Source organism: Yersinia canariae (assembly GCF_009831415.1).
GTDB classification, from domain to species: Bacteria; Pseudomonadota; Gammaproteobacteria; order Enterobacterales; family Enterobacteriaceae; genus Yersinia; species Yersinia canariae.
Genome location: NZ_CP043727.1, coordinates 4,391,714 through 4,416,829, shown reverse-complemented (window position 1 = coordinate 4,416,829; position 25,116 = coordinate 4,391,714). Strand labels below are relative to the sequence as shown.

The window sequence follows — 25,116 nt, the reverse complement described above, 5'->3', positions numbered from 1 at the left end:
AAAACAAAGAGATACGTTTGGAGAAGCGGATGAAAAAGTTTTTAATTGCCCCGTCTATTCTGTCAGCCGATTTTGCCCGTTTGGGTGAAGATACTGCTAAGGTGCTCGCCGCCGGTGCTGATGTTGTGCATTTTGATGTGATGGACAATCATTACGTTCCTAATCTGACTATCGGGCCGATGGTATGCAAGGCTCTGCGCGATTACGGTATCACTGCCCCTATTGATGTCCATCTGATGGTGAAACCGGTTGACCGCATTGTCCCGGACTTCGCCAAAGCGGGTGCCACCTATATTTCATTCCATCCTGAAGCTTCCGAGCATGTTGACCGCACTTTGCAACTCATTAAAGAAAGTGGTTGTAAAGCGGGCTTGGTGTTCAACCCCGCCACCCCTCTTAGCTACCTTGACTATGTGATGGATAAGCTGGATGTCATTTTGTTGATGTCGGTGAATCCAGGGTTCGGTGGGCAGTCTTTCATTCCCGAAACACTCAATAAATTGCGTCAGGTACGCAAACTGATTGATGACAGCGGCTATGATATTCGTCTGGAAGTGGATGGTGGCGTTAAAGTGGATAATATCCGCGCTATAGCCGCCGCAGGTGCTGATATGTTTGTGGCGGGGTCGGCTATTTTTAATCAGCCGGATTATGCCAAAGTCATTGATGCCATGCGCAGTGAATTGGCGATGTCTGCCAATGACTAAATTTGATTCTATCCGCGGTGTGGCTTTCGATCTCGACGGCACATTAGTTGATAGCGCTCCGGGGCTTGCCAGCGCGATTGATATGGCGTTACAGCATCAAAATTTACCCGCTGCGGGCCAAGATTTGGTGTCAACCTGGATTGGTAATGGTGCGGATGTGCTCGTCGAGCGCGCACTGCGCTGGGCAGGCCGTGAGGCTGATGCCCAATCTGTGGCGCATACCCGCGAACTATTTGACCACTATTATGCCCAGACGGTTGAACAGGGAAGCCAGTTATTCCCGCAAGTAAAAGTGACATTGGCGCAACTGGCCGCCAGTGGTTTGCCGATGGGGCTGATTACCAATAAGCCCACGCCATTTGTTGCCCCGCTGCTGGCGTCACTGGGTATTGCCGATTATTTCTCCGTCATCATTGGCGGTGATGATGTCGTGGTGAAGAAACCGCATCCAGCTCCATTGTATTTATTGTTGGCCAAACTTGGCTTACATGCCCATGAAATGCTGTTTGTTGGTGATTCACGCAATGACATTATGGCCGCGCAGGCGGCGGGTTGCCCCTGTGTTGGGCTGACCTATGGATATAACTACGGCGAAGCTATTGCCACCAGTCATCCCGACTGTGTGCTGGAGCACTTTGCCTGTCTGTTGCCCGCCATCGGGCTACCATCTTTAAAAGATCAGGAAGCATAAAATGAGTAAACCCACTGAATTAACGGCTGTATCCGATAAACCAATAAAACCTATCGTATTTAGCGGCGCGCAGCCGTCCGGCGAATTGACTATTGGCAATTACATGGGTGCGCTGCGTCAGTGGGTACAGATGCAAGATGACTATGATTGCATCTATTGCATTGTTGACCTGCACGCGATTACGGCTCGTCAGGATCCGGCGCTGTTACGTAAAAGAACTCTGGATACCTTAGCGCTGTATCTGGCTTGCGGGATTGATCCGAAGAAAAGCACCATTTTCGTCCAATCCCATGTACCAGAGCACTCTCAACTGGGCTGGGCGCTGAACTGTTACACCTATTTCGGCGAACTGAGCCGAATGACTCAGTTCAAAGACAAATCCGCCCGTTATGCTGAAAATATTAACGCCGGTTTGTTCGATTACCCGGTATTGATGGCAGCAGATATTTTGCTGTATCAGACCAATCAGGTGCCAGTGGGCGAAGATCAGAAGCAACATCTGGAACTGAGTCGCGATATTGCGAGCCGATTCAATAACTTGTATGGCGATATCTTCAAAATCCCTGAGCCGTTTATTCCTAAAGCCGGTGCGCGGGTCATGTCTTTGCAGGACCCGACCAAAAAGATGTCAAAATCGGATGACAATCGTAATAACGTCATTGAGCTGCTGGAAGACCCTAAATCGGTGGTTAAAAAGATTAAGCGCGCAATGACTGACTCTGATGAGCCAGCAGTGATCCGCTATGACACCGAAAAGAAAGCCGGTGTGTCAAACCTGCTGGATATTCTCTCTGGTGTGACAGGCAAATCAGTTCCTGAGCTGGAAGCGCAGTTTGAAGGCCAAATGTATGGCCATCTGAAAGGTGCTGTTGCTGATGCGGTTTCTGGCATGCTGAGTGAGCTGCAAGCGCGTTATCATAAATATCGTGAAGACGAAGCTTTCTTGCAGGAAGTGATGCGTGAGGGCGCGGCTAAAGCGCGTGGCCGCGCGCAAGAGACACTGGCCAAAGTGTATGAAGCAATTGGTTTTGTTGCTCATCCATAAGTGAATCAATAAGTTAGCCGAAGGGGGATTTCTCCCCCTTCAGAGCCAATTCAGTTTAACTCACTCGTTCAATTTGTTCCTTTACCCCAGCCTTGCCATGCTCAGCGCTGGAAAACCAATTCAGTTTTTCGCGCAAACTAACCACACTGCCGACGATGATCAAACTCGGGCTGCTGACCTGCTGGGAAAGTAGCGCCAACTGGCTCAGTTCGCCACTCACCACCTGTTGATGCCGCGAGGTGCCGTTCTCGACCAGAGCCACTGGTGTTGTGGCTGGCATGCCGTGCCGAATCAGTTGCTGTTGAATTTCACCGGCCTGCGATAGCCCCATATAGAATACCAGCGTCTGTTTTTCGGCTGCCAGATTGGCCCAATCTAACTGACTGTCTTGCTTGGCGTGGCCGGTAATCAGCCGTACACTTTGGGCGTGATCGCGGTGAGTCAGCGGAATTCCGCTGTAGGCTGAGCAGCCAGAAGCCGCTGTTATCCCCGGAACGACGGAAAACGGAATGTTGTAGTCTGCCAGTGTTTCCAATTCTTCGCCGCCACGGCCGAAAATAAATGGATCGCCACCTTTCAGACGCACGACACGTTTTCCCTGCCGCGCCTGCTGCAATAGAATCTGATTAATTTGTTCTTGCGGTACTGTGTGGCGGCCAGACTCTTTACCGACAAAAATTCGCTCGGCATCGCGGCGCACCAAATTCATGACTTCATCCGATACTAAGCGGTCATAAACCACTACGTCAGCTTGCTGAATTTGCTGCAAACCTTTCAATGTCAGTAAGCCGGCATCACCTGGCCCTGCGCCCACTAGCACCACTTCACCGCGATCAGCAAGTGGCGCATTGAACAGTTGCTCGACGTGCCGCTCGACTTGTACTCGGTCTTCATTAGCCAGCGATTGCGCCAGACGGTCGTGGGTCAGCAGTTTTTCCCAGAAGCGGCGGCGGTCAGTCATGGCGGCAAAATGCTGTTTCACCCGCTGGCGTAAATCACCCGCCAACTGTGCCAACTGCCCCAAATGCTGTGGCAGCATGGCCTCGAGTTTTTCGCGCAGCAATCGGGCCAAGACCGGGGCTTTACCGCCAGAAGAGATGGCAATCATGATAGGAGAGCGGTCGATGATTGATGGCATGATAAAACTAGTGCGTTTTGGGTCATCAACCACATTGCAAAATACCCGTTGTTGGTTGGCGCTTTGATAGACTAAAGCATTGACGGCCACCTGATCAGTTGCTGCAATCACCAGCCATTTTTCTGCTAACAGTTCCGGTGCGAATTCGCCGCTGACCAATGAAAGTTGCCCCTGTTCCGCCCAATCGTGAAACTGCGGCGTAAATTCACACGCATTGACGGTGACGAGTGCGCCAGCATCGAGCAATAAACGGGCTTTGCGTTCGGCCACTTCACCACCACCGACCAGCAGGCAGGCTTTGTTTTGCAGTTGGCAGAAAATCGGGAAGTAGTCCATGGGGCAATCCTTCAGGTTGAGGCCGCTAGGGGGTAAACCCTTTTGCCATTAATCTTGCAAAAATCACTCTTTTACGGCTTGGGGCGCATTGACTGGCGCAGGCTGTGGGCGTTGCTCCCGTGGCGTGGCATACCAGTAGCCCAGCCCCATAAATACTGCGCCTGACAAGGTATTCCCCAGTGTGACCCACAATAAATTGTGGCCGATGCCACTCAGGGTGTAAGCCTCGCTGTGATGACCAAACCAGGACAAAGCAAACAGCGTCATATTGGCCACGGAGTGCTCATAACCAGAGGCAATAAAGGCCAGTAAACACCACCAGATGGCGATAAACTTCGCCGCACCTTCAACACGAATTGCCATCCAGATCGCCAGACAAACCAGCCAGTTACATAATACACCCTTAAAGAATAAGGTCATAGCGGGCGCAGAGGTTTTTGCCAGCGCGGCGGTGTGTACCAAACTGGTGTCTACGGACAGCAAATTACCGCCGCCATAGTAATAGAGTAGGGCGACAAAAACAGAGCCCAGCAGATTCCCCAGCCAGGTTTGTGGTAATACCGCCCACATTTGACTGGATTTGATAGTGCCGGCTTTGACACCGAAGGTCAGGAACATGGTGTGGCCGGTAAACAGCTCAGAACCGGCGATAATCACCAAGGTCAGTGCCAGGCCAAAGGTGGCTCCCATGACTAATGGACGATATGCCGGGTCAATCAGATTACCCAGAGTAAAAATCAGAATAATGCCAAGGCCGACATAGGCACCGGCCATGGCTGAACCAATCCAAAAACCCAGTGGGCTTTCTTTGGCCAACTTGACGATGCGGGCGGCATTGGCAGCGCATTTGTTAATTGTGTCTGTATACATACTCATACCTGTGATCGAGAGTTATTTTATGGTCATCCGGCGCTGACCGGATAACTGTTATTTATTACGCTTTGACTTGCACAATACCGTCACGTACCCGCACGTCATAATGGGTAACCGAGCGTGTTTCATCTTCCAGGCAGAAGCCATCATGTAGGCGGAAATGTTGTTTCTTCAGGGGGCTAGCCACCCACAAATCACCTTGATGTTCTGCAATTAACCCGCGCGACAGCACACTGGCCTGAGCAAAAGGGTCAATGTTGCTGATGGCAAAAACCTGGTCGTCAGCATAAGGCCGAAAGACCGCGATTTGATGCTCACCAATCAGACCGCATACACCGCTACCGGGCAAAATATCGTTTAATGGGCAAAGTGGGATCCACTGGCTCATAGGTTTTCCTCCAGCACCCGGACAAGAATGCGTTCTTCCGGACGAGCCGGACGATGTTGTTCGCGTTCACGCACCACCTGTACATTCGGGTCGCGCAGCGGGCTGTTAATAAAGTGGGCGAAACGGACTTGTGCCGCCGGGTTCTCAACAGTGGCTTTCCATTCGCAGGTGACTTTGTCGCGCAGACGGGCAATATCTGTTTCGAGTTGGTCATTGATGCCCAACTTGTCGTCGAGAATGACGGCGCGCAGGTAGTTAATGCCACCGTCCAGACTCTCCAGCCACACCGAGGTGCGTTGCAACTTATCGGCAGTGCGGATGTAGAACATCATAAAGCGATCGAGGTAGCGCATCAGGGTGTCTTCATCCAGATCTGCTGCCAGTAAATCTGCATGACGTGGTTTCATCCCGCCGTTACCGCAGACATACAGGTTCCAGCCGTTTTCGGTGGCGATTATCCCGACATCTTTACCCTGTGCTTCAGAACATTCACGGGTGCAGCCGGAGACACCAAATTTCATTTTATGTGGTGTGCGGATGCCCTTGTAACGATGCTCCAGCGCAACACCAAACCCGACACTATCGCCTACCCCAAAGCGGCACCAGGTGCTACCGACACAGGTTTTCGCCATGCGCAGTGCTTTGGCATAGGCATGCCCGGTCTCAAAACCTGCTTCAATCAATTGCGCCCAGATAGCCGGCAAGTCGTCTTTTTGCGCGCCAAACATCCCGACGCGCTGTGAGCCAGTCAGTTTGGTGTAGAGATTATATTGCTTGGCGATCCGGCCAATGGTCAGCAGGCCATCAGGGGTGATTTCACCGCCCGGTGAGCGCGGGATAACCGAGTAAGTGCCGTCTTTTTGAATGTTGCCGAGGAAGTTGTCATTGGTATCCTGCAACGGCGTATGTTGCGGCTCCAATATATATTCATTCCAGCACGAGGCCAGCAGCGAACCGACAGTCGGTTTACACACTTCACAGCCGTAACCTTTGCCATATTTCTCCAGCAAAGCGTCGAAGGTTTTAATCTGTTCAACACGAATCAGGTGGTACAGCTCTTGGCGGGAATAAGCAAAGTGTTCGCACAAATGATGATTAACTTCAATGCCTTGCTTGCTGAGTTCGGCATTCAATACTTGAGTTACCAGCGGAATGCAGCCGCCACAGCCGGTGCCGGCTTTAGTGGCCGATTTCAGCGCTGCTACGGTATGGCAGCCCTGGCTAATCGCCTGAATAATATCGCCCTTGGTGACATCAAAACAGGAGCAGATTTGAGCCGTATCGGGCAGTGAATCCACCCCAATTGCCGGTTTACTGCCTGCATGAGCAGGTAAAATCAGGCTATCGGGGTTTTCCGGTAACTCAATATTGTTCAGCGCCAGTTGCAGTAGATTGCCGTAATCACTGGTATCCCCTACCAGCACTGCTCCGAGCAGGGTTTTGTTATCGGCACTGACCACCAAGCGCTTGTAAATCTCTTTATTTTCATCGAGATAGACATAGCTGCGCGCGCCTTCGGTGCGGCAATGGGCATCACCAATCCCACCCACGTCCACACCCAGCAGCTTGAGTTTGGCACTCATATCCGCGCCCCGGAAGGTGTTTTCGCGGCCTAATAAATGGTCGGCGGTGACCTGCGCCATTTTGTAACCCGGTGCGACCAACCCGAAAGTCCGCTCCTGCCATGACGCACATTCGCCAATAGCGTACACATCGGGATCAGAGGTCTGGCAATAATCATTGATAGCAATACCACCACGGCGAGCTGTGGCTAAACCGCATTGATGGGCCAGTTTGTCTTGCGGGCGGATACCGGTTGAGAACACAATAAAATCGACTTCCAACTGCGTGCCATCGGCAAACAGCATAGTTTTGCGGTTTTTTTGTCCAGTATGAACAATCTCTTGGGTATTTTTGCCGGTGTGAACTTTGACGCCCATGCGCTCAATCTTTTGGCGCAGTTGGTCACCGCCCATCGGATCGAGCTGCTCAGCCATTAATACCGGAGCAAATTCAATAACATGGGTTTCAACGCCAAGGTTTTTCAGTGCGCCCGCCGCTTCCAACCCTAATAATCCGCCGCCAATCACTGCCCCGCGTTTGCTGCGGCGGGTACAGGCTTCGATGGCATTCAAGTCTTCAATGGTGCGGTAAACAAAGCAGTCTTGCCCTTCGCTGCCTTTAATGGGCGGGATCCATGGATAAGATCCTGTCGCCATAATCAGCTTGTCGTAATACAGGGTACGGCCGCTGTTGGAGTGAATGACTTTCTCTTTGCGATTGATGGTAATGGCGCGTTCACCGACCAACACGTTAACGCCGTGCTTTTCATAGAAACCTTCACGAACCAGTGAGAGTTCTTCCGCAGTGTGGTGAGAGAAGTAAGAAGAAAGATGGACCCGGTCATAAGCGATGCGCGGCTCTTCGCAAAATACGGTTATCTCAAATTGGTCTTTATCTGCTTTATCCAGTAAGTCTTCAATAAAGCGGTGGCCGACCATACCGTTGCCGATGATGGCAAGTTTGACTTTGCTCATTTTTGCCTCAATTTTTAATTTTCTACCCTCACCTTAATCTTCCGCACCGCGTACTTATTGATGTAAATCAATTTGCTCTCCATATACCTCTAAGGTGGTAGATGGCTGATTTTTAACGTTTTTTATAAGTTGTGGATTTCATTCATGTTTAGCTGAATGGTTTCAGTTTCGCTTTTTTTATTCATTAAATTAAAACAGTGTTTTATTAAAAGAAAATCGGGCGAGTGGCAGCGGGTCGGGTAAGCTAAAGCGTAATAACCAAAAGCAATCATGGGGTATTTATGGCGGGCCAATCTTTACCGAATCATTTATTAACCACTATCAATAATGTCCGTCTGGCCGGGCAGACCGGGTTGTGGCAGATAGCAATTGCGGATGGCAAAATCACGACGATTTTAGCTCAACCGGAGCAGACTGCCAGCGGTTCTGGGGGATTGGATGCGCAAGGTGGGTTGGCATTGCCGCCATTTGTTGAGCCGCATATTCATCTGGATACCACTCAAACCGCCGGTCAGCCCAGTTGGAATCAGTCAGGCACCTTGTTTGAGGGGATTGAGCGCTGGGCTGAACGCAAAGCGCTACTGACTCGTGAGGATGTTAAACAGCGCGCCTGGCAAACTCTGAAATGGCAAATAGCCAATGGAATTCAGCATGTTCGCACCCATGTGGATGTTTCTGACCCCAGCTTGACGGCATTGAGTGCCATGCTGGAGGTCAAAGAAGAAGTCAGCCCGTGGGTGGATATGCAGATTGTGGCCTTCCCGCAAGAGGGAATTCTCTCCTACCCGGAGGGGGCCGCACTTCTGGAAGAGGCGCTGCGGCTAGGGGCTGATGTGGTCGGTGCCATTCCTCATTTTGAATTTACTCGCGAATATGGCGTTGAATCGCTGCATATTGCTTTTGCATTGGCGCAGAAATATCAACGGCTGGTGGATGTGCATTGTGATGAAATTGATGATGAACAGTCGCGCTTTGTCGAAACCGTGGCGGCATTGGCACACCGGGAAAACATGGGTGCGCGCGTGACTGCGAGTCATACCACGGCGATGCACTCCTATAATGGCGCTTATGCTTCGCGGCTATTTCGCCTGCTAAAAATGTCCGGTATTAACTTTGTAGCTAATCCACTGGTGAATATTCATCTGCAAGGCCGCTTTGACACCTATCCAAAGCGGCGGGGCATTACGCGGGTAAAAGAGATGCTAGCGGCAGAGATTAATGTCTGTTTCGGTCATGACGATGTGTTCGATCCGTGGTATCCGCTGGGCACTGCCAATATGTTGCAGGTATTGCATATGGGATTACATATTTGCCAACTGATGGGATACGGTCAAATCAATGATGGGCTGAATTTGATAACCACTCACAGTGCCAGAACCCTGAATTTATCGGATTATGGTTTGCAGCCGGGTAATAGCGCCAATCTGGTTATTCTACCCGCTGACAATGGTTTTGATGCGGTACGGCGGCAGGTACCAGTACATTATTCTATTCGCCATGGTGTGGTGATAGCGAAGACGCAGCCAGCAGAGAGCCGGATATATTTAGGGCAGGAAGAAGTGGTGAGTTTTAAATAGAAAGTGCCCGCCATCTTCACGTTGCAGATGTGTTGGCTGCGCTGGGGCATAGAAATGGTATTGCCCTGCCACCGTGAGGGTGGCAGGGGAAACAGCAGCTAAATCAATGGGTCACGTGACCATGACTGCGGTGCTTGGTGAAAAAGCCCAGAATCAGACACATCACAAACACTGTTAGGTACAAGCCGTTGGCCGTTGCCAGCGCCGCATGAACACCACTGTTTGCCACAATCGGCCCTGTTACCACGAAAGTTAGCATGGTGCCAACGGTGCCACAGGTCAGAATGAAGTTCACCAGTTTTGGCGAGGACACTTTGGTTTGCAGTGAGCCCAATGTAATCAGAGTGGTGTAAATGGCACTGGAGACAAAACCCAAGGCCAGAATGTAGTAACTCAGGTGCTCTGCGTTATCAGTGCTGACAAACATATACATCGACAAAGTTGCCAGCGCTGCTAACACCGTGACGATGCGTTGCAAGTCAAAGAAGCGCAGGATAAAGCTGAATACCCACATCCCAATCATGTAAGAAATCCAGAAGTTACTGACCAATTGACCTGCCTGGCTGATATTCATATTGAAGGTTTTGGTCGCGTATTCCGGTACCCATTGGATGAAACCGAGTTGGCCGAGGATGTAGCACAGCGCGGCAATCGCCAGGAACAAAACACCGACGCCCCATTTCTCTTTGGCTACGGGCTTGCTCTGGTCAGTGGCTTTATGGCCCAGAACCGGGAATTCAGAGCATAATGTCAGTACGAAAATCCCGACATACAACAGGCCGATGCAAGCATAAACCCAGTACCATTCAATATGGCGCGCCAGCAGCATTGCCGCGGCGACGGGGAAAATCATCCCGGCCATGCTGAAGAAGGAGTCGGTGAACAGCAGGCGTGAACCGCGCTGACGCCCTTCATACATATGGGTAATCAGGAAAGTCCCAATTGACATGGTTATCCCGCTAACGACCCCGAGGATGAACATGCTGATGGAGAAGACCATCAAGTTATGCCCGACCATTAGTCCGGCAATCGCAATCAACATCAGAATAAAGCCAAATACCAACTGGCGTTTTAACGGAATGATTTCCATCAACCAAGCATTCAAGAAGATAGAGATCAAGATACCGGCGTTAAGGAAAGTAAATGTGTTACTCATACTGGCAATGGGCAGATTGAAATACTCTGCGATATTTCCCATCACCATCCCGGTGACAATAACTAACGCACCGGTCAGCGCGTATGAAAAGTAACTGATCCAAGTGAGTCGAAGGCGATTGCTGTTATTCATAGATGGGCCTGTGTCAGCATAATATTTAAACAATAATAGTAAGAACATTTATAAAAAGCGTTCAAACCAGTTTCACTACTGAGGCCGCGGATCCTAGCACAGGCATGGCTATTTTTTGTGATATACATTCAATTTCATATGCAATTAAGGTGGCCTTATTGCAAATAACAGTGATCTATCACAAATCCAAACTCAGATAAAATAAGAAATAACCTTAATTTAAGGATGTTTAATGCCGTTTTAACGCGGGTTTAGATATGATCTTCCCCACTCATTCGGCCGGTCAGAGCCAATGAAAACAATTAATAAAATAGGGAATTATCACTCGTATTTTTGGTTATTGAGATAAAGGAACTATCGTAATGAACAGTGGGATGGTCACAGCAATATTATTCGCGCCGGTGGGCGAATGCCATTAGGCCAAATTCTTTATCGTAGAAGGCGCTATACCGCCTGGCTGGGGATAGTTGCGATTCTAATGCTCTTTATCGCGCCGGTGATCTCCGCCTCACTTGCGCTTTCGTATGAGCAAAATACCTTATCTATGACGATGGCCGACGATGTCATGGATATGGCCCATCATGACATCCAAACCGCTCATGTCGGGCAGCCTACCGCCAATCATAATGACATGGCGATGGAGCATGCTGCTTGTGGATATTGTGTATTACTGACTCACCTGCCGGTGCTCAATACGGCTTTTAAAGCCGATATACACTCTGTATTACAGCGAGTTGAAATATCACCCACGCTATTTATCTATTCAACAATCATTGACGATACTTATTCCGAAAACCACCCGCGCGCGCCGCCACCGACACTCTTTTATTCCTGATAACCCGATAAAAAAACACTTTTTTGGCGTGGATAAATCCCCGCTGGAGCGATTTGTATTGCCCTAGGAATAGTTATGTCTGGTAAGAATAAAACCTTTAGAAGAACATTATTAGCATGCGCGGTAACCTCGACCCTGTCTGTATTGGCCTTAAATGTGGTGGCGGCAGAACAGGAGCATTTGGTGACTCCTCATTCAGCAAATCACGCAATGAGTGATGGTATAGATCAAAAAACCCATGATGCGGATGTCATTACGGTGACAGCTCCGCTGTATTCACCGCTGATTGTCGTCACATCCCCTAAAACACCGCGCCAGCCGGTGCCAGCCAGTGACGGCGCGGACTATCTCAAGACCATCCCCGGTTTCTCACAAATTCGCAATGGGGGAACTAATGGTGACGTGGTATTCCGCGGCATGTTTGGTTCGCGCATGAAAATTCTGACTGATGATGCGGAAATTTTGGGGACTTGCGGGTCGCGCATGGATGCGCCGACCTCGTATATTTCACCGGAGAGTTTTGACCTGCTGACTCTGGTAAAAGGGCCGCAATCAGTATTGTGGGGGGCGGGAGCCTCTGCCGGTACCATTTTGTTTGAACGCGAGCCGCCCCAGTTTACCGAGGCGGGCATCAAAGGAAATGCCAGCTTGTTGGTCGGCTCTAATGGCCGCTGGGATAAAAATATGGATACCAGCTTGGGCAATGAGCAAGGCTATTTGCGAATGATGGGTAATCAGTCTCAGGCCGGTGATTATAAGGACGGTAATGGGGATCGGGTGCCATCACAGTGGGATAAATGGAATGCTGATATTGCCCTGGGCTGGACACCGGATGCGGAGACTTTGCTTGAGCTGACGGCGGGCAAAGGTGACGGCGAAGCACGCTATGCTGGGCGCGGCATGGACGGTTCTCAGTTCCTGCGGGAAAGTCTGGGGGCGCGCTTTGAAAAAACCAATATTGGTGACGTGCTGGATAAAATCGAAGCTAAAGTCTATTACAGCTACGTCAATCATATTATGGATAACCACACGTTACGTACCCCGCCAATGATGGCAATGAGCAGTAATCTGGACCGGCTCACCATCGGCGGCAGAGCTATGGGCACTTGGTTATGGCAAGATTTCAAGCTGGAGGCGGGTACTGACCTGCAAACCAATACCCATCGTAAAAATAAACAAGGCAATTGGAGTAAAAATGCCCGTTTTGCAAACTATGGGGTGTTTAGTGAACTGACTTGGGACGCCAGCGAGCAAGATAAGGTGATTACCGGCGTGCGTATTGACCATCACCACGTGACAAATTATACCCGTGCGGATGAACTGACACGTTCTGCTGTGCTGCCCGCCGGTTTCATGCGCTTTGAACATAATCTGGCTGACCTCCCGGTCATGTGGTATGCCGGCTTAGGCCACACTGAGCGTTTCCCTGATTATTGGGAGCTATTTTCACCGAAGCTCGGGCCTGCGGGTTCCTCCAGTGCTTTTGAGGGGGTGAAAAGTGAGAAAACTACCCAGCTTGATATCGGTGCGCAATATAATGGTAAGCAGCTAAACGGTTGGATGTCTGCGTATTTAGGGCGGGTTAATGATTTCATCTTGTTCAAATATGATCCGAACAATCTGCGTATCAGTCAGGCGGATAATATCAACGCGACTATCATGGGTGGCGAGATGGGGGCTGGATATGCCTTCAATGACAACTGGAAAGCGGATGCCAGTTTGGCTTACTCATGGGGAGAAAACACCAGTAATCATCGCCCATTGCCGCAAATGCCCCCACTCGAAGCGCGGCTGGGATTGACGTTTGAGACAGGTGACTGGAGCAGCACTGCATTATGGCGTCTGGTCAGTAGTCAGCATCGAATTGCCATGAACGAAGGGAATGTGGTGGGTAAAGATTTCGCTGACAGTGCGGGCTTCGGCGTGCTGTCTGCGAATGTGGCCTACAAAGTGACGCCGCAGGTGAAAATCAGCAGTGGTGTCGATAATCTGCTGAATAAAGCATATAGCGAGCACCTCAATATGGCCGGTAACAGTGGATTCGGCTACTCCGCCAATACGCAGTTGAATGAGCCGGGTCGGACTCTTTGGGCAAAACTGAATGTGACATTCTAAGCGTCATTTTCAAGTGAAATAATAAGTGTGGCAGGCATTTGCTTGCCACCTTGTTTGTGATTAATCATTGCGTTTTAAAGGTGCTTTTTAGGCGGCATAACCGATTCGCGCATGATAATCGCAGGGGGGAAACTGGCATTTGGGATCAGTGGGTTAATCAATAACTGAGTCGCATAGCGCGCCATATCTACAATGGGGAAATGCAAGCTGGTTAATGCCGGGCTAACAAAAGGTGCGCGTTCGCCACTGTCATAACACAACAATGAAATATCCTGAGGGACTTGCAAGTGATGCTTATTGATAGCTAGCAGCGCACCAATGGCCATTTCTTCGTTACAACAATAAATAGCCGTGGGTAACTGAGGGCGGTTGAGGATCTCATCCGCGCGTTGATAGCCACTTTCCAGGTCATAAACCCCTTCCACACAGGCAACCGGTTCTAAATCAGCTAATTGCATTGCATCGATAAATCCCTGACGGCGCAATTCGCTGGACTGGCGCTGTGCAGAACCACTGATGCATGCAATACGGCGATGGCCGGCATCAATAAGTACCTGAGTTGCTATTTGGCTGGCGCGGCGGTGATCAAAAGTGACACAGCGGGCTTCCAGACCGGGAACCAGTCTATCCAATAGCACGAATGAGCGGCCTGCCGCCGCCAACTGATGCAGCCTTTCATCACTGAGAAAACGGACATGCAGGATTAGGCCGTCACAGCGTAAATTATACAGGCGCTGAATTGCCTGCCATTCTTTATCTGCATTATCTCGGCCCTGAGTGACTAAAAGCTGTTTACCTTGAGATTCAGCTTCAGTTTGTATGAAATCCATCAATGCACCAAAAAAGCCCCCGCGATAAGAGGTGGTCACTAGCCCCAGTGTATTGCTTTGGCTGGAGGCCAGTGCCCGCGCAGCAGGATTTGGGGTATAGCCCAATACCGCTACCGCTTGCTCTACTTTTTCGCGAGTTTGTGCTTTGACATTGGTATCACCGTTGACCACGCGGGATACCGTAGCGCGGGAAACCCCGGCTAATACCGCGACGTCTTCCAGTGTGACCATTATCTGCTCCAATCCCCTGAGTACTTGAAGCTGCAGAGGGGAGCTGCAACTCCAATTACCGTGAGTATAAAATAAATGAATATTACAAATCTGCGAACTGCGGCAAGTAAAGTTTATTTACCTGTAGAACATCTTCCAGCAGTGGCTGGGCGATACTGGCGTTCCCAATCAATGGGTTAGTTACTAATGCCAATAAGGCACTGCGCCGGTCACCATGCACGGCAGCTTCAATAGTCAGGCGCTCGTAAGCTTTGACCTGCTGGGTTAGCCCATGCATTGAAACCGGCAAAGGACCAAAAGTGAGTGGGTGAGCGCCTTGCGCATCAACAATACAGTTGGTTTCTACCACTGAGCCATCAGACAAACCGCGAATCGCGCCGCGGTTGGTTGTATTCACAACTAGTTGCGTACCTAAATTATTATGAATTGCACGAATAAGTTCCAGTGCTACTTCAGAATAAAATGATCCGCCCCGGAAACTGAGTTGCTCCGGTTTGCTATCCAGATGGGGGTCAGCGTACAGATCAAACAGCTCTTTTTCTACCTGCATGACTTGCTCTGCGCGGGTGCCACGTTCAGCCGCGGCGGCCATTTCTTCTGCCAGCATATCTTGTGTCTGGTAGAAATAGCGATGATATGGGCAAGGAATTGCACCCATTGCTCGCAGGAATTCTGGCGGCCATGGTGCTTCTTTAATGTTGTTCATGGTCAGTGAAGCACCGTCACACAACATGTTCAGCACATCTGCGGTAACATTTTTACCTTGCTGGAGAACCTCATGCACCCAAACCATATGATTTAGACCCGCAAAGCGCAGCTGGATATCTTCATATGGCGCATCCAATAATTTCGCAATCATATGGTGCATGCTGATTGGAACATTACACAGGCCAATAATTTTCGCTTTGCTATAACGGGTAACGGCCTCAGTGACGATACCGGCTGGGTTGGTAAAGTTAATTATCCAAGCATCCGGTGCCAGTTTCTCAACTTTAGCCGCAATATCCAGCATCACGGGAATGGTGCGTAGCGCTTTAGCAAAACCACCAACGCCAGTCGTTTCCTGCCCGAGCAAGTTATATTTCAGACCCAAGCGCTCGTCCGCCGCCCGGGCTGGCAGTTGGCCGACACGGAATTGTGTTAGAACAAAATTGGCACCCTCGATAGCGGTGTCCAGTGAGAAGTGAACACTAACTTTCACGTGTTCCAGCCCATGGCGGTCCAGCATTCTGCGGGTCAGCGCGGCAATAATCTCCACTTTTTGACGGCCTAACTCGACATCAGCCAGCGCCAGTTCAGTGACGGGTAACTGGTCAATACGCTGAATTAATCCGTCAACTAGCTCAGGGGTATAGCTACTGCCGCCACCAATAATGGCAATTTTAAAGGTTTTCATCTTTGGCCTCCAAATGGGTAAATTAGAAATGAGAGCGCTCTCATTTGAGTGAGAAGACTAACGATTAACCAAAAACAAAATGGGATAGTGCTCACAAGAATGGCAGTTTGGGGTCAAGAAAATAGGCAAGACGTGATCCCGGTTGCAGAATTTCACTGTTGCCTGAGATCTGGTAGATGGTTTAGTTTGGCTAATTAATCTCTATTGCGCTGTTTCTCTGCCGCTGCGGCGAGTTTTCAGCGAAAATGCGCATTCTGTTACGTAAATAACCGTAAATGGGTGGCATTGCGCGGGTCAGCTCTCTAGAATCAAAGCGCTTTTCCGTTGTTCGCATCCTACAGAAAGGAACCGTTAATGTTCAAACGTACTTTAGTGACTTTCATCGCACTTTGCTCCCTAAGCGCCGTCACGCCCGCGGCTTTAGCTGCCGGTGAACCTCATGTGTTGTTAACAACGTCGGCTGGGAATATTGAGTTAGAACTCAATAGCCAGAAGGCACCGGTTTCAACACAGAATTTCGTTGATTATGTCAACAACGGCTATTACAACAACACCATCTTCCACCGCGTTATCCCCGGTTTTATGATTCAGGGCGGGGGTTTTACTGCCGATTTTAAACAGAAAACGGCTAAAACACCGATCAAGAATGAAGCGGATAACGGCTTGCGTAACCTGCGTGGCACCATCTCTATGGCCCGCACCGCAGATAAAGACAGCGCCACCAGCCAATTTTTCCTCAACGTAGCAGACAATGCTTTCCTCGATCATGGCCAGCGTGACTTTGGCTATGCTGTGTTCGGCAAAGTGGTTAAGGGTATGGATGTGGTAGAAAAAATCTCCCAGGTTCAGACAGAAAACGTTGGCCCGTATCAGAATGTGCCGGTTAAACCGATTACAATTCTGTCAGCAAAAGTTCTACCTTAATCATCTCGCCATCAGCCTTCTTCCCGGAAGGCTGATTAACCCGCCTAAAATCCCATTTCTGCCAGAAATTAATCAACAGGTTGCATATAATCAATTATCTGTCTCAGTGTGGGGTAAAGGTTCATGAGTGAAGCATTGCTTATCGCGAAAGCGCAGCCGGCACAGGATTTAGTGATTTTATCGGCATTGGCAAACCGCCATGGGCTGATTACAGGCGCGACCGGGACCGGAAAAACGGTCACATTACAAAAAATGGCCGAGCAATTCTCCCGCATTGGTGTTCCGGTATTTCTGGCCGATGTAAAAGGCGATTTATCCGGTATTGGTGCTGAAGGTGTCGAATCGGAAAAGCTGCAAGCAAGGTTGGCGGCGATAGGGGTAACTGACTGGCAACCCCAAGCATGCCCGATTGTCCCTTGGGATATTTTTGCTGAAAAAGGTCACCCAATCCGAGCAACCATTTCTGATCTTGGCCCACTGCTGCTGGGGCGCTTGCTTGATCTCAATGACGTGCAAAGTGGTGTGCTGCAATTAGTCTTTAAAATTGCGGACGACAACAATTTGCTGCTGCTGGACATGAAAGATTTACGCGCTATCGTGCAATTCGTCGGCGATAATGCCAAACAGTTCCGCACGCAATACGGCAATATCACTCCAGCCTCGATTGGTGCCATCCAGCGCGGTTTATTGACCTTAGAAGAGCAGGGAGCTAATCAATTCTTTGGTGAGCCAATGCTGGATATTCACGATTTGATGCGAACTGGCAGCAATGGGCAAGGTGTTATCAACCTGCTGGCTGCTGACCGACTGATTAATCAACCTAAACTCTATGCCATTTTCCTGCTGTGGTTATTGGCCGAGCTTTTCGAGCAATTACCGGAAGTGGGGGATGTGGATAAACCTAAATTGGTCTTTTTCTTTGATGAAGCCCATTTATTGTTTACCGATGCTCCGACGGCGCTGGTGGATAAAGTTGAACAAGTTGTGCGCCTGATTCGTTCAAAAGGGGTGGGTATCTATTTTGTGACACAAAACCCGCTAGATATTCCGGATAAGATCCTCGGCCAATTGGGGAATCGGGTGCAACATGCATTACGCGCTTTTACCCCTCGCGATCAAAAAGCGGTTAAATCCGCCGCGCAAACTATGCGGGCGAACCCGGCATTCAGTGCCGAACAGGTGATTACCGAACTGGGCGTGGGCGAAGCACTTATTTCTTTTCTTGATGAGAAAGGGCGGCCCAATATTGTTGAGCGCGCCATGGTGATTGCTCCGCAATCCAAAATGGGGGCGCTGGATGTCGCTGCACGCAATCACGCCATCAATCATTCGCCATTGTATGGCCGCTACGAAGAGATGGTGGACCGAGAATCGGCCTATGAGAAATTGTCTGCTGATGGCTCATCCACCTTGGGGGACGCGGCGTCTGGCGGGGCGAAAGCACCTGAGCAGCCGAATGGTCACGGCGGTGGTCTGATGGATGGGCTGAATGATTTGCTGTTTGGTTCTACCGGCCCGCGTGGTGGTAAACGTGATGGTATGGTGCAAACTGCCGCCAAAAGTATGGCGCGCGATCTGGGCCGACAAATTTTGCGCGGTGTTCTGGGGTCTATTACCGGTGGGCGCAAGCGTTAACTCGATGTTTTGGATATGAAATGCTGTTATTGATCGATAATTACGATTCATTTACCTACAACCTTTACCAGTATTTTTGTGAACTGGGCGCGGAGGTGGTGGTTAAACGTAATGATGAAGTGCAACTGACTGATATTGAAAAATTATCACCGTCTCATTTGGTCATTTCTCCCGGCCCCTGCACACCGAATGAGGCCGGGATCTCTTTGGCCGCTATTCGCCACTTCGCCGGTCAGTTGCCAATCTTGGGCGTCTGTCTTGGTCATCAGGCGCTAGGGCAGGCTTTTGGCGCGCGGATTGTGCGGGCGCGGCAAGTGATGCACGGCAAAACAACCGCTATTCGCCATACTGGTGAGGGGGTTTTTCGTGGGCTTAATCAACCGCTGACCGTGACGCGTTATCACTCTTTAGTCATTGCCGCCGACTCACTGCCTGATTGTTTTGAGCTGACTGCGTGGACGGAGCAGGGCGGTGTAATGGATGAGATTATGGGTATCCGCCATCGTAGTTTGCCGCTGGAAGGCGTGCAGTTCCATCCGGAGAGTATCCTCAGTGAGCAAGGTCATCAATTATTAGATAATTTCCTTAGAAATTAATTAGTTGATTTGTATGTCGTCAATTAAATAATTTTTCATTTGCCTGATTGTGATTTTTTATGCATATTTTGTGATTATATTTTCACATATCAGTAATGGGTAGTTTAATGGTTTATCAGGGTGGGCAGCGTAATGGCAGATAAATTAGCAGTGAATCGCAGTACATTCGATCAGGTTATTTTGCCTGTTTATGCACCAGCGCAGTTTATCCCGGTAAAAGGGAAAGGTAGCCGGGTGTGGGATCAGCAAGGCACGGAATACATTGATTTTGCAGGTGGAATTGCAGTCACAGCACTGGGGCATTGCCATCCGGCATTGGTGGCGGCATTGCATCAGCAAGGTGAAATGCTATGGCATACCAGTAATGTATTCACCAATGAGCCAGCGCTACGTTTAGCGCAAAAACTGATTGCCGCGACCTTTGCTGACCGGGTGTTTTTCGCCAACTCTGGCGGCGAAGCAAATGAGGCCGCATTTAAGTTAGCCCGCCATTACGCTATTGAACGCCATAGTCCTTATAAAACTAAAATCATTGCCTTCCACAATGCATTCCATGGCCGCACCCTATTTACTGTATCAGTCGGGGGGCAGCCAAAATACTCCGATGGTTTTGGTCCGAAACCCGCTGATATTATCCATGTGCCTTTTAATGATTTGGCAGCGGTAAAAGCAGTAATGGATGACCACACTTGCGCAGTCGTGCTGGAGCCGATCCAAGGGGAAGGGGGCATTACCTCTGCGACGCCAGAGTTTCTGCAAGGGGTGCGTGCGCTCTGCTCCCAACATAAAGCGCTGTTGGTGTTTGATGAAGTTCAAAGCGGCATGGGGCGCAGCGGTAAGCTGTTTACCTATATGCATTATGGTGTCACGCCAGATATCCTCACTACGGCTAAAGCATTGGGCGGCGGGTTCCCTGTCAGTGCGATGCTGACAACAGAAGAAATTGCATCAGTGATGGCCGTCGGAACACACGGTACCACTTATGGTGGCAATCCTCTGGCCTGTGCGGTAGCAGAAGCCGCATTGGATGTGATTAACACCCCTGAGGTACTTGATGGTATTGAACAGCGTCACGGCGTGTTTGTGCAGGCTCTGCAAGAAATTAACAGCAAGTATCATGTGTTTAGTGATATTCGCGGCATGGGGTTGTTGATTGGGGCAGAATTAACACCGCAATATCATGGTCGTGCGCGGGAGTTCCTGACCGAGGCGGCAGCGCAGGGTTTGATGATTCTCAATGCGGGGCCAGACGTACTGCGGTTGGCACCTTCACTGGTGATTGAGCAAGAAGATATTCAGCTAGGTATGGCGCGTTTGGAACAAGCCATCGCCAACCTGGTAAAAGGCTAAGTGGCCTCATGGAGAGGGCTTAACCTCTCCATTTTACGCCTTACTCTGCAATCTATGGCTGCGCCAAATACCGTGGTGCGGCTGTTGTTGCCATGCTAGGGATGAAACGGTATGCATTACGCTAAGATGCGACAAGATGCGGCGTAAATTGCGTTCCAATTCAGAGATTTGGGTGTCGGGATCGATATCCGGCATTTGCACAAAATCGTTATTCCCCTCACTGCTATCCGACTCCAGCCGTTGCTGGCATTGCTGTATCGCCATTTCACATAGCTGTAAATAATCTTCCGCCAATTTAACGGTTAACCGGACGTGGCGTTTATCTGCATCTGCGGGCGATTCTCCCAGTGGATAGGCCCGGGTCAGGATAGTCATCTCGTTGATATGCCCGACAATAAGTTCGCTATGTGTGGCCCATAGGCGCATGTCTGATAAATATTTGGAGTTGAATCCCGGCTCCTGCATGGCCTGATTCAGTGAGTTAAGAACAGCATTGCTGGCTTTGTTCACCTGAATGCGCTCATAGGACAGTTCCCCAACATCTGGCTTAGGTTTCAGTAGGATACGCAGGATACTCTGATAACTCTCTAGCGCCTGATGCGCATTTTTACGCAGTAAACCGCTTTGCCACTGAGGCCATAACCAGAGTGCACTGGCAAAGGCCAATGCGCAGCCGATTAACGTATCCAGCAACCGCGGGATCAAAAAGTCCGCCCCTTCTCCGGTCAATAGCTGCAAGATATACACCGTAGTGATAGTTCTAAAAATGACTGACAAGCCATAGTTTTTGCGTTGAACCAGATAGGCTACCAATGTGATGAGTAACATGATGCTCAGCGTGGTGCCTTCCGGCATTTTAAAGTGCAGTAAAGCTGCCGCGAGTAACAGCCCTATCAGGGTGCCAAGGGCGCGGTGATGAATACGGATCTTCGTGGCGTTATAGCCGTTTTGTGTCACCAACATGATGGTGAGTAAAATCCAGTAAGGTTTAGGCAGGTGGATCAGGTTGCCGATATAACTGCCAGCAGCCAGGGTGACGCCAATCCGGCCAGCATCACGTAATGCACTGGATTTAAAAGATAAGTAGCCGACAAGCGCCGGCCAGAACGGTTGGGATATCTGGCTGGACATCAAATCACGGTCATACTGCGGGCGCTGGTCGCTCAGAATTTGGGTAATATGACTGATATGGTAATAGCAAAATTGCGCCACTGGATTATTAGGATGTTGCTGGGCAATCTCTTCCAGTTCTACCAGTGCATCACCGGCGCTAAAGCCGGTTTTCGCGCGGTGGTGGTAGAGAATATCATCGGCAATGGTGCGCATTTGCGTTGAGATAATCTGTATATTGCGCTCAAGGACCTTTTCTATAGGTGTCTGCTCAATCAGCTCTTGCGTTTTTTCTGACTGATTCATTGCCGCAGTGATGTGTTCTTGCAAATCGAGGGCCATCTGAAATAGTGTCAGTAACCGTTTTTGCTCTTTCTTGGTGGTGTTAGGAAGCAGGTTAAATTGTTGATAAAGTTGATTAATTTCATCCATGATACCTTGCTGTTTATCCAACAACTGCGGTATTGCCTTTTCCGTTTCCCGGCGCTGGCCAAATAAACGGAATGTCGCATCGCAATAATTGGCCAACAGATGGTAAAGCTGGCTCAATGGCTCACGGATGGGCTGGTCCTTACATAACCGGAACCACAGCCAGGTAAATACGCCGTACCAGAGAGTCCCCACGGCACACATCAATGGGGCTTGCCAGATGGGCGCGCGACCTATCATGCTGAGACTGAAAATCGCGGCAATCAGTGCGGCCGGGAGCAAACGGCCATTGAGCTGACTGATGGCACCACTTATCCCCAATGTTAATGCGAGGCCAAGCAGCACCACTGGCAATGGGATATCCCACAGCAACAGTTGTTGAGTTAGATAGCTACTGAAGGTAAAGAGAGCCCCGCCGACAATCAGTCGCCGGAAGAAATGTTGATGAGGGGTATCTAGCGAAGCAATGTTACAGCAAGCGGGTATCAGGGAGAACATCAACCCCAATCGTAAATCGCCAATAGCAAACCCCAATGCCGCGGGTATGCACAGAACCAGCGTTTGGCGGAGAGCATAGTTAACTTCAGGATGATAAATAAGCCGTTGCCAATTCATGTAGGCCCCAGGAGTTTATTAATCACACAGATGAAGAAAACCAGTGCCGGGTTAGCGGCACTGGTTTATAGGGAACTAACGGGTGCCGTAAACGACAATCGTTTTACCGTGTGCGGAGATCAGATTTTGATCTTCCAGCATTTTTAGTATCCGCCCCACCGTTTCGCGGGAGCAGCCAACGATTTGACCAATTTCCTGGCGGGTAATCTTTATCTGCATCCCATCTGGGTGGGTCATGGCATCGGGTTGTTTTGCCAGATTAAGCAGTGTTTGTGCAATGCGCCCAGTGACATCAAGGAAAGCAAGGTTACCCACTTTCTCAGATGTTATCTGTAAGCGATTCGCCATTTGTGAAGACAGGCGCATCAAGATATCTGGATTTACCTGAATCAACTGACGGAATTTTTTGTAAGAAATTTCAGCCACTTCACAGGCGGTTTTTGCTCTAACCCAGGCACTACGTTCTTGGCCTTCTTCAAATAATCCAAGCTCGCCGATGAAATCTCCCTGGTTTAGATAGGAGAGAATCATCTCTTTACCTTCTTCATCTTTGATAAGCACCGCAACGGAGCCTTTCACGATGTAGTAAAGCGTTTCGGCCTTTTCACCTTGGTGAATTAGCGTACTTTTCGATGGATATTTGTGGATATGGCAATGAGACAGGAACCATTCGAGAGTCGGGTCTGTTTGTGGCTTGCCGAGAACCATTCGCTGTTATCCTCTGTTGTTATCGCTGCCTAATTAACAGGGCTCAGAGTTCCCTGTACGGCGTGCTTATAAAATACACTTTCATTTAGCATATTAATTTGCTCAACTGCCGAAAGGTATAGCCAAGATACGTACCGGGTAGAAACCCTTCACTGAGTATTGAGAAGCTACCCTATTTAATTCTAGAAACAACACTTTCGATTCTGTTTGTAGCACAGGATGAGGCCAGTGTCTTGTGTTGTATCGCTTCAGCATGATGAACATCGGGTTACATTGCCAGTTTGTAAATGAAAGGGTAGTCTGAACCAGAAAATTTAACCGGGAGCAAGAGTTATGCAGGCACGTGTAAAGTGGGTTGAGGGACTGACATTTTTGGGTGAGTCGGCTTCAGGCCATCAAGTTTTAATGGATGGGAATGCGGGCGATAAAGCACCAAGCCCGATGGAAATGTTGTTAATGTCGGCAGGCGGCTGTAGTGCAATTGACGTTGTTTCCATTTTGCAAAAAGGCCGTAACGATGTGCGCGATTGCGAAGTGACGTTAACTTCGCAGCGCCGAGAAGAGGCACCGCGCCTGTTTACGCAAATTAACTTGCATTTTATTGTCAGCGGCAAGGGCTTGACCGATAAAATTGTTGAGCGCGCGGTTGAACTTTCGGCTGAGAAATATTGCTCGGTTTCTCTGATGCTGGGCAAAGCGGCGACCATTACCCACAGTTTTGAAATCCGCGAAGTCGCCTAAGCAAACCCTTCGTCCTTGAAGCTGCGGGGCTGTTAGCTGTGCTCGCTCACCCGAATCACTGACTTATGTAAGCTCATCGGGATGAGTTCGCTTGCCGCCTACCCGCAGCTCCAATGACTTTGGATTGGGATAGTGTTAACCAATTTTTTTCCCTTCCAGCAATTGCTGCACCAATGGCGCCATAATCAACTCCATCGCCAGCCCCATCTTCCCGCCTGGGACTACCAATGTATTGATATTTGAAATAAATGATCCCTGTAGCATCGCCAGTAAGTAGGGAAAATCGATTTGATCCAAACCCCGGAAATGAATGACGACAAAACTTTCATCCAGTGACGGAATGGCTTTGGCGGCAAATGGGTTAGAGGTATCGACGGTCGGTACCCGCTGGAAGTTAATATGGGTGCGCGAGAACTGGGGGGTGATGTAGTTAATATAGTCATCCATGGAGCGCACCACGGAATCCATGACCGCTTCACGGGAATGGCCGCGCTCGCCGGTATCCCGGACTAATTTCTGAATCCACTCCAGGTTAACGATGGGGACTACGCCAACCAGCAAATCTACATGTTTCGCGACATCATGATGTTCAGTCACGACCCCGCCGTGCAGGCCTTCATAAAACAGCACATCAGTCGGCTCGGGTAGCGACTCCCAAGGAGTGAATGTGCCGGGAATCTGGTTATAGGGCACGGCTTCATCATAGGTATGCAAATACTTACGTGAGCGCCCGGTTCCGTGCTCACCGTATTGGGACACACTTTCTTCCAACTGACCAAAATCATTGGCTTCTGGGCCAAAATAGCTGATATGTCGGCCTTGATCCCGCGCTTTACGGATGGCGGCATCCATTTCCGGGCGAGTGTAGCGGTGGAAACTGTCACCTTCAATTTGTGCCGCGCGAATATTCAATTGCTGGAAAATTTTGCGAAACGCCAAACTGGTGGTCGTGGTTCCTGCGCCACTTGAGCCGGTAACGGCTATAACCGGATGTTTAATTGACATATTAGCTGTAACTCCA

At 49.7% G+C, this 25,116-nt stretch carries 21 protein-coding genes; 11 read left to right on the top strand and 10 right to left on the bottom strand.

The features are described from left to right. Positions 1 to 29: 29 nt before the first annotated feature. Genes rpe through trpS form a run of 3 tightly spaced genes read left to right on the top strand, consistent with a single transcriptional unit; the run spans position 30 to position 2,443 of the window. Complete coding sequence (rpe, locus tag F0T03_RS20310) at positions 30 to 707, top strand: ribulose-phosphate 3-epimerase (protein WP_145555423.1); 678 nt, start codon at positions 30 to 32, stop codon at positions 705 to 707. After that, on the top strand, positions 700 to 1,398 hold the full coding sequence (locus F0T03_RS20305; protein ID WP_159680316.1) for a phosphoglycolate phosphatase: 699 nt from the start codon (positions 700 to 702) through the stop codon (positions 1,396 to 1,398). The genes rpe and F0T03_RS20305 overlap by 8 nt, the downstream gene beginning before the upstream one ends. Position 1,399: 1 nt before the next feature. Next, a complete protein-coding gene (gene trpS / locus F0T03_RS20300; protein WP_145555425.1) occupies positions 1,400 to 2,443 on the top strand; it encodes a tryptophan--tRNA ligase in 1,044 nt (347 codons plus the stop codon). A gap of 55 nt (positions 2,444 to 2,498) precedes the next feature. On the opposite strand, the gene cysG is transcribed toward trpS, so the two are convergent. From cysG to nirB, 4 genes are all read right to left on the bottom strand, one after another. Continuing rightward, complete coding sequence (cysG, locus tag F0T03_RS20295) at positions 2,499 to 3,917, bottom strand: siroheme synthase CysG (RefSeq protein WP_145555426.1); 1,419 nt, start codon at positions 3,915 to 3,917, stop codon at positions 2,499 to 2,501. A 63-nt stretch (positions 3,918 to 3,980) separates the two neighbouring features. After that, positions 3,981 to 4,787, bottom strand: a complete 807-nt coding sequence (gene nirC, locus F0T03_RS20290) for a nitrite transporter NirC (RefSeq protein ID WP_145555427.1) — start codon at positions 4,785 to 4,787, stop codon at positions 3,981 to 3,983. Between the two features lie 64 nt (positions 4,788 to 4,851). After that, the gene (nirD, locus tag F0T03_RS20285) at positions 4,852 to 5,178 is read right to left on the bottom strand and encodes a nitrite reductase small subunit NirD (RefSeq protein ID WP_159680313.1); all 327 of its coding nucleotides are present in this window, start codon (positions 5,176 to 5,178) and stop codon (positions 4,852 to 4,854) included. Next, the gene (gene nirB / locus F0T03_RS20280) at positions 5,175 to 7,715 is read right to left on the bottom strand and encodes a nitrite reductase large subunit NirB (RefSeq protein ID WP_159680311.1); all 2,541 of its coding nucleotides are present in this window, start codon (positions 7,713 to 7,715) and stop codon (positions 5,175 to 5,177) included. Before nirB ends, nirD begins: the two co-directional genes overlap by 4 nt. A gap of 281 nt (positions 7,716 to 7,996) precedes the next feature. Between nirB and F0T03_RS20275 the strand changes: the two genes are divergently transcribed. After that, positions 7,997 to 9,292, top strand: a complete 1,296-nt coding sequence (locus tag F0T03_RS20275; protein WP_145555430.1) for a cytosine deaminase — start codon at positions 7,997 to 7,999, stop codon at positions 9,290 to 9,292. 103 nt (positions 9,293 to 9,395) lie between these two features. Here F0T03_RS20275 and tsgA read toward each other — a convergent pair whose 3' ends face one another. Then, positions 9,396 to 10,580, bottom strand: coding sequence for an MFS transporter TsgA (gene tsgA, locus F0T03_RS20270; RefSeq protein WP_145555431.1), 1,185 nt, complete (start codon positions 10,578 to 10,580; stop codon positions 9,396 to 9,398). Between the two features lie 409 nt (positions 10,581 to 10,989). Here tsgA and F0T03_RS20265 point away from each other — a divergent pair, with 409 nt between their 5' ends. Then, on the top strand, positions 10,990 to 11,415 hold the full coding sequence (locus F0T03_RS20265; RefSeq protein ID WP_159680308.1) for a DUF2946 domain-containing protein: 426 nt from the start codon (positions 10,990 to 10,992) through the stop codon (positions 11,413 to 11,415). 180 nt (positions 11,416 to 11,595) lie between these two features. Further along, complete coding sequence (locus F0T03_RS20260; RefSeq protein WP_425511057.1) at positions 11,596 to 13,530, top strand: TonB-dependent copper receptor; 1,935 nt, start codon at positions 11,596 to 11,598, stop codon at positions 13,528 to 13,530. A 74-nt stretch (positions 13,531 to 13,604) separates the two neighbouring features. Here the strand turns inward: F0T03_RS20260 and F0T03_RS20255 are convergent, their stop codons facing one another. Beyond that, entirely contained in the window at positions 13,605 to 14,591 is a 987-nt protein-coding gene (locus F0T03_RS20255) for a LacI family DNA-binding transcriptional regulator (protein WP_145555434.1), read from the bottom strand. An 82-nt stretch (positions 14,592 to 14,673) separates the two neighbouring features. Next, positions 14,674 to 15,987: a 6-phospho-beta-glucosidase gene (locus F0T03_RS20250; protein WP_145555435.1), complete on the bottom strand. Its 1,314-nt coding sequence runs from the start codon at positions 15,985 to 15,987 to the stop codon at positions 14,674 to 14,676. Positions 15,988 to 16,341: 354 nt separating this feature from the next. Between F0T03_RS20250 and ppiA the strand changes: the two genes are divergently transcribed. From ppiA to argD, 4 genes are all read left to right on the top strand, one after another. Beyond that, positions 16,342 to 16,911, top strand: coding sequence for a peptidylprolyl isomerase A (gene ppiA, locus F0T03_RS20245; protein ID WP_145555436.1), 570 nt, complete (start codon positions 16,342 to 16,344; stop codon positions 16,909 to 16,911). A 123-nt stretch (positions 16,912 to 17,034) separates the two neighbouring features. Further along, entirely contained in the window at positions 17,035 to 18,546 is a 1,512-nt protein-coding gene (locus F0T03_RS20240; RefSeq protein ID WP_159680301.1) for a helicase HerA-like domain-containing protein, read from the top strand. 20 nt (positions 18,547 to 18,566) lie between these two features. After that, entirely contained in the window at positions 18,567 to 19,142 is a 576-nt protein-coding gene (locus tag F0T03_RS20235) for an aminodeoxychorismate synthase component II (protein ID WP_159680299.1), read from the top strand. A gap of 132 nt (positions 19,143 to 19,274) precedes the next feature. Beyond that, positions 19,275 to 20,492, top strand: a complete 1,218-nt coding sequence (argD, locus tag F0T03_RS20230; protein WP_159680296.1) for a bifunctional acetylornithine/succinyldiaminopimelate transaminase — start codon at positions 19,275 to 19,277, stop codon at positions 20,490 to 20,492. A gap of 33 nt (positions 20,493 to 20,525) precedes the next feature. Here the strand turns inward: argD and F0T03_RS20225 are convergent, their stop codons facing one another. Both F0T03_RS20225 and crp read right to left on the bottom strand, forming a co-directional pair. Continuing rightward, entirely contained in the window at positions 20,526 to 22,646 is a 2,121-nt protein-coding gene (locus F0T03_RS20225; protein WP_159680291.1) for a YccS/YhfK family putative transporter, read from the bottom strand. A gap of 75 nt (positions 22,647 to 22,721) precedes the next feature. Further along, positions 22,722 to 23,354, bottom strand: coding sequence for a cAMP-activated global transcriptional regulator CRP (gene crp, locus F0T03_RS20220; protein WP_002212297.1), 633 nt, complete (start codon positions 23,352 to 23,354; stop codon positions 22,722 to 22,724). Between the two features lie 333 nt (positions 23,355 to 23,687). On the opposite strand from crp, the gene F0T03_RS20215 reads away from it, so the two are divergent. Then, positions 23,688 to 24,095, top strand: coding sequence for an OsmC family protein (locus F0T03_RS20215; RefSeq protein ID WP_145555441.1), 408 nt, complete (start codon positions 23,688 to 23,690; stop codon positions 24,093 to 24,095). Between the two features lie 135 nt (positions 24,096 to 24,230). Here F0T03_RS20215 and F0T03_RS20210 read toward each other — a convergent pair whose 3' ends face one another. Beyond that, a complete protein-coding gene (locus F0T03_RS20210; protein WP_145555442.1) occupies positions 24,231 to 25,100 on the bottom strand; it encodes a phosphoribulokinase in 870 nt (289 codons plus the stop codon). Between the last annotated feature and the right edge of the window lie 16 nt (positions 25,101 to 25,116).

Bases quoted from the DNA above. Each gene is read 5' to 3' on its own strand.
- rpe (WP_145555423.1), top strand. From the start codon at position 30: ATGAAAAAGTTTTTAATTGCCCCGTCTATTCTGTCAGCCGATTTTGCC.
- F0T03_RS20210 (WP_145555442.1), bottom strand. From the start codon at position 25,100: ATGTCAATTAAACATCCGGTTATAGCCGTTACCGGCTCAAGTGGCGCA.
- argD (WP_159680296.1), top strand. From the start codon at position 19,275: ATGGCAGATAAATTAGCAGTGAATCGCAGTACATTCGATCAGGTTATT.
- F0T03_RS20225 (WP_159680291.1), bottom strand. From the start codon at position 22,646: ATGAATTGGCAACGGCTTATTTATCATCCTGAAGTTAACTATGCTCTC.
- F0T03_RS20305 (WP_159680316.1), top strand. From the start codon at position 700: ATGACTAAATTTGATTCTATCCGCGGTGTGGCTTTCGATCTCGACGGC.
- nirC (WP_145555427.1), bottom strand. From the start codon at position 4,787: ATGTATACAGACACAATTAACAAATGCGCTGCCAATGCCGCCCGCATC.
- cysG (WP_145555426.1), bottom strand. From the start codon at position 3,917: ATGGACTACTTCCCGATTTTCTGCCAACTGCAAAACAAAGCCTGCCTG.
- F0T03_RS20250 (WP_145555435.1), bottom strand. From the start codon at position 15,987: ATGAAAACCTTTAAAATTGCCATTATTGGTGGCGGCAGTAGCTATACC.
- crp (WP_002212297.1), bottom strand. From the start codon at position 23,354: ATGGTTCTCGGCAAGCCACAAACAGACCCGACTCTCGAATGGTTCCTG.
- tsgA (WP_145555431.1), bottom strand. From the start codon at position 10,580: ATGAATAACAGCAATCGCCTTCGACTCACTTGGATCAGTTACTTTTCA.
- F0T03_RS20235 (WP_159680299.1), top strand. From the start codon at position 18,567: ATGCTGTTATTGATCGATAATTACGATTCATTTACCTACAACCTTTAC.
- nirD (WP_159680313.1), bottom strand. From the start codon at position 5,178: ATGAGCCAGTGGATCCCACTTTGCCCATTAAACGATATTTTGCCCGGT.
- F0T03_RS20240 (WP_159680301.1), top strand. From the start codon at position 17,035: ATGAGTGAAGCATTGCTTATCGCGAAAGCGCAGCCGGCACAGGATTTA.
- trpS (WP_145555425.1), top strand. From the start codon at position 1,400: ATGAGTAAACCCACTGAATTAACGGCTGTATCCGATAAACCAATAAAA.
- ppiA (WP_145555436.1), top strand. From the start codon at position 16,342: ATGTTCAAACGTACTTTAGTGACTTTCATCGCACTTTGCTCCCTAAGC.
- nirB (WP_159680311.1), bottom strand. From the start codon at position 7,715: ATGAGCAAAGTCAAACTTGCCATCATCGGCAACGGTATGGTCGGCCAC.
- F0T03_RS20255 (WP_145555434.1), bottom strand. From the start codon at position 14,591: ATGGTCACACTGGAAGACGTCGCGGTATTAGCCGGGGTTTCCCGCGCT.
- F0T03_RS20265 (WP_159680308.1), top strand. From the start codon at position 10,990: ATGCCATTAGGCCAAATTCTTTATCGTAGAAGGCGCTATACCGCCTGG.
- F0T03_RS20215 (WP_145555441.1), top strand. From the start codon at position 23,688: ATGCAGGCACGTGTAAAGTGGGTTGAGGGACTGACATTTTTGGGTGAG.
- F0T03_RS20275 (WP_145555430.1), top strand. From the start codon at position 7,997: ATGGCGGGCCAATCTTTACCGAATCATTTATTAACCACTATCAATAAT.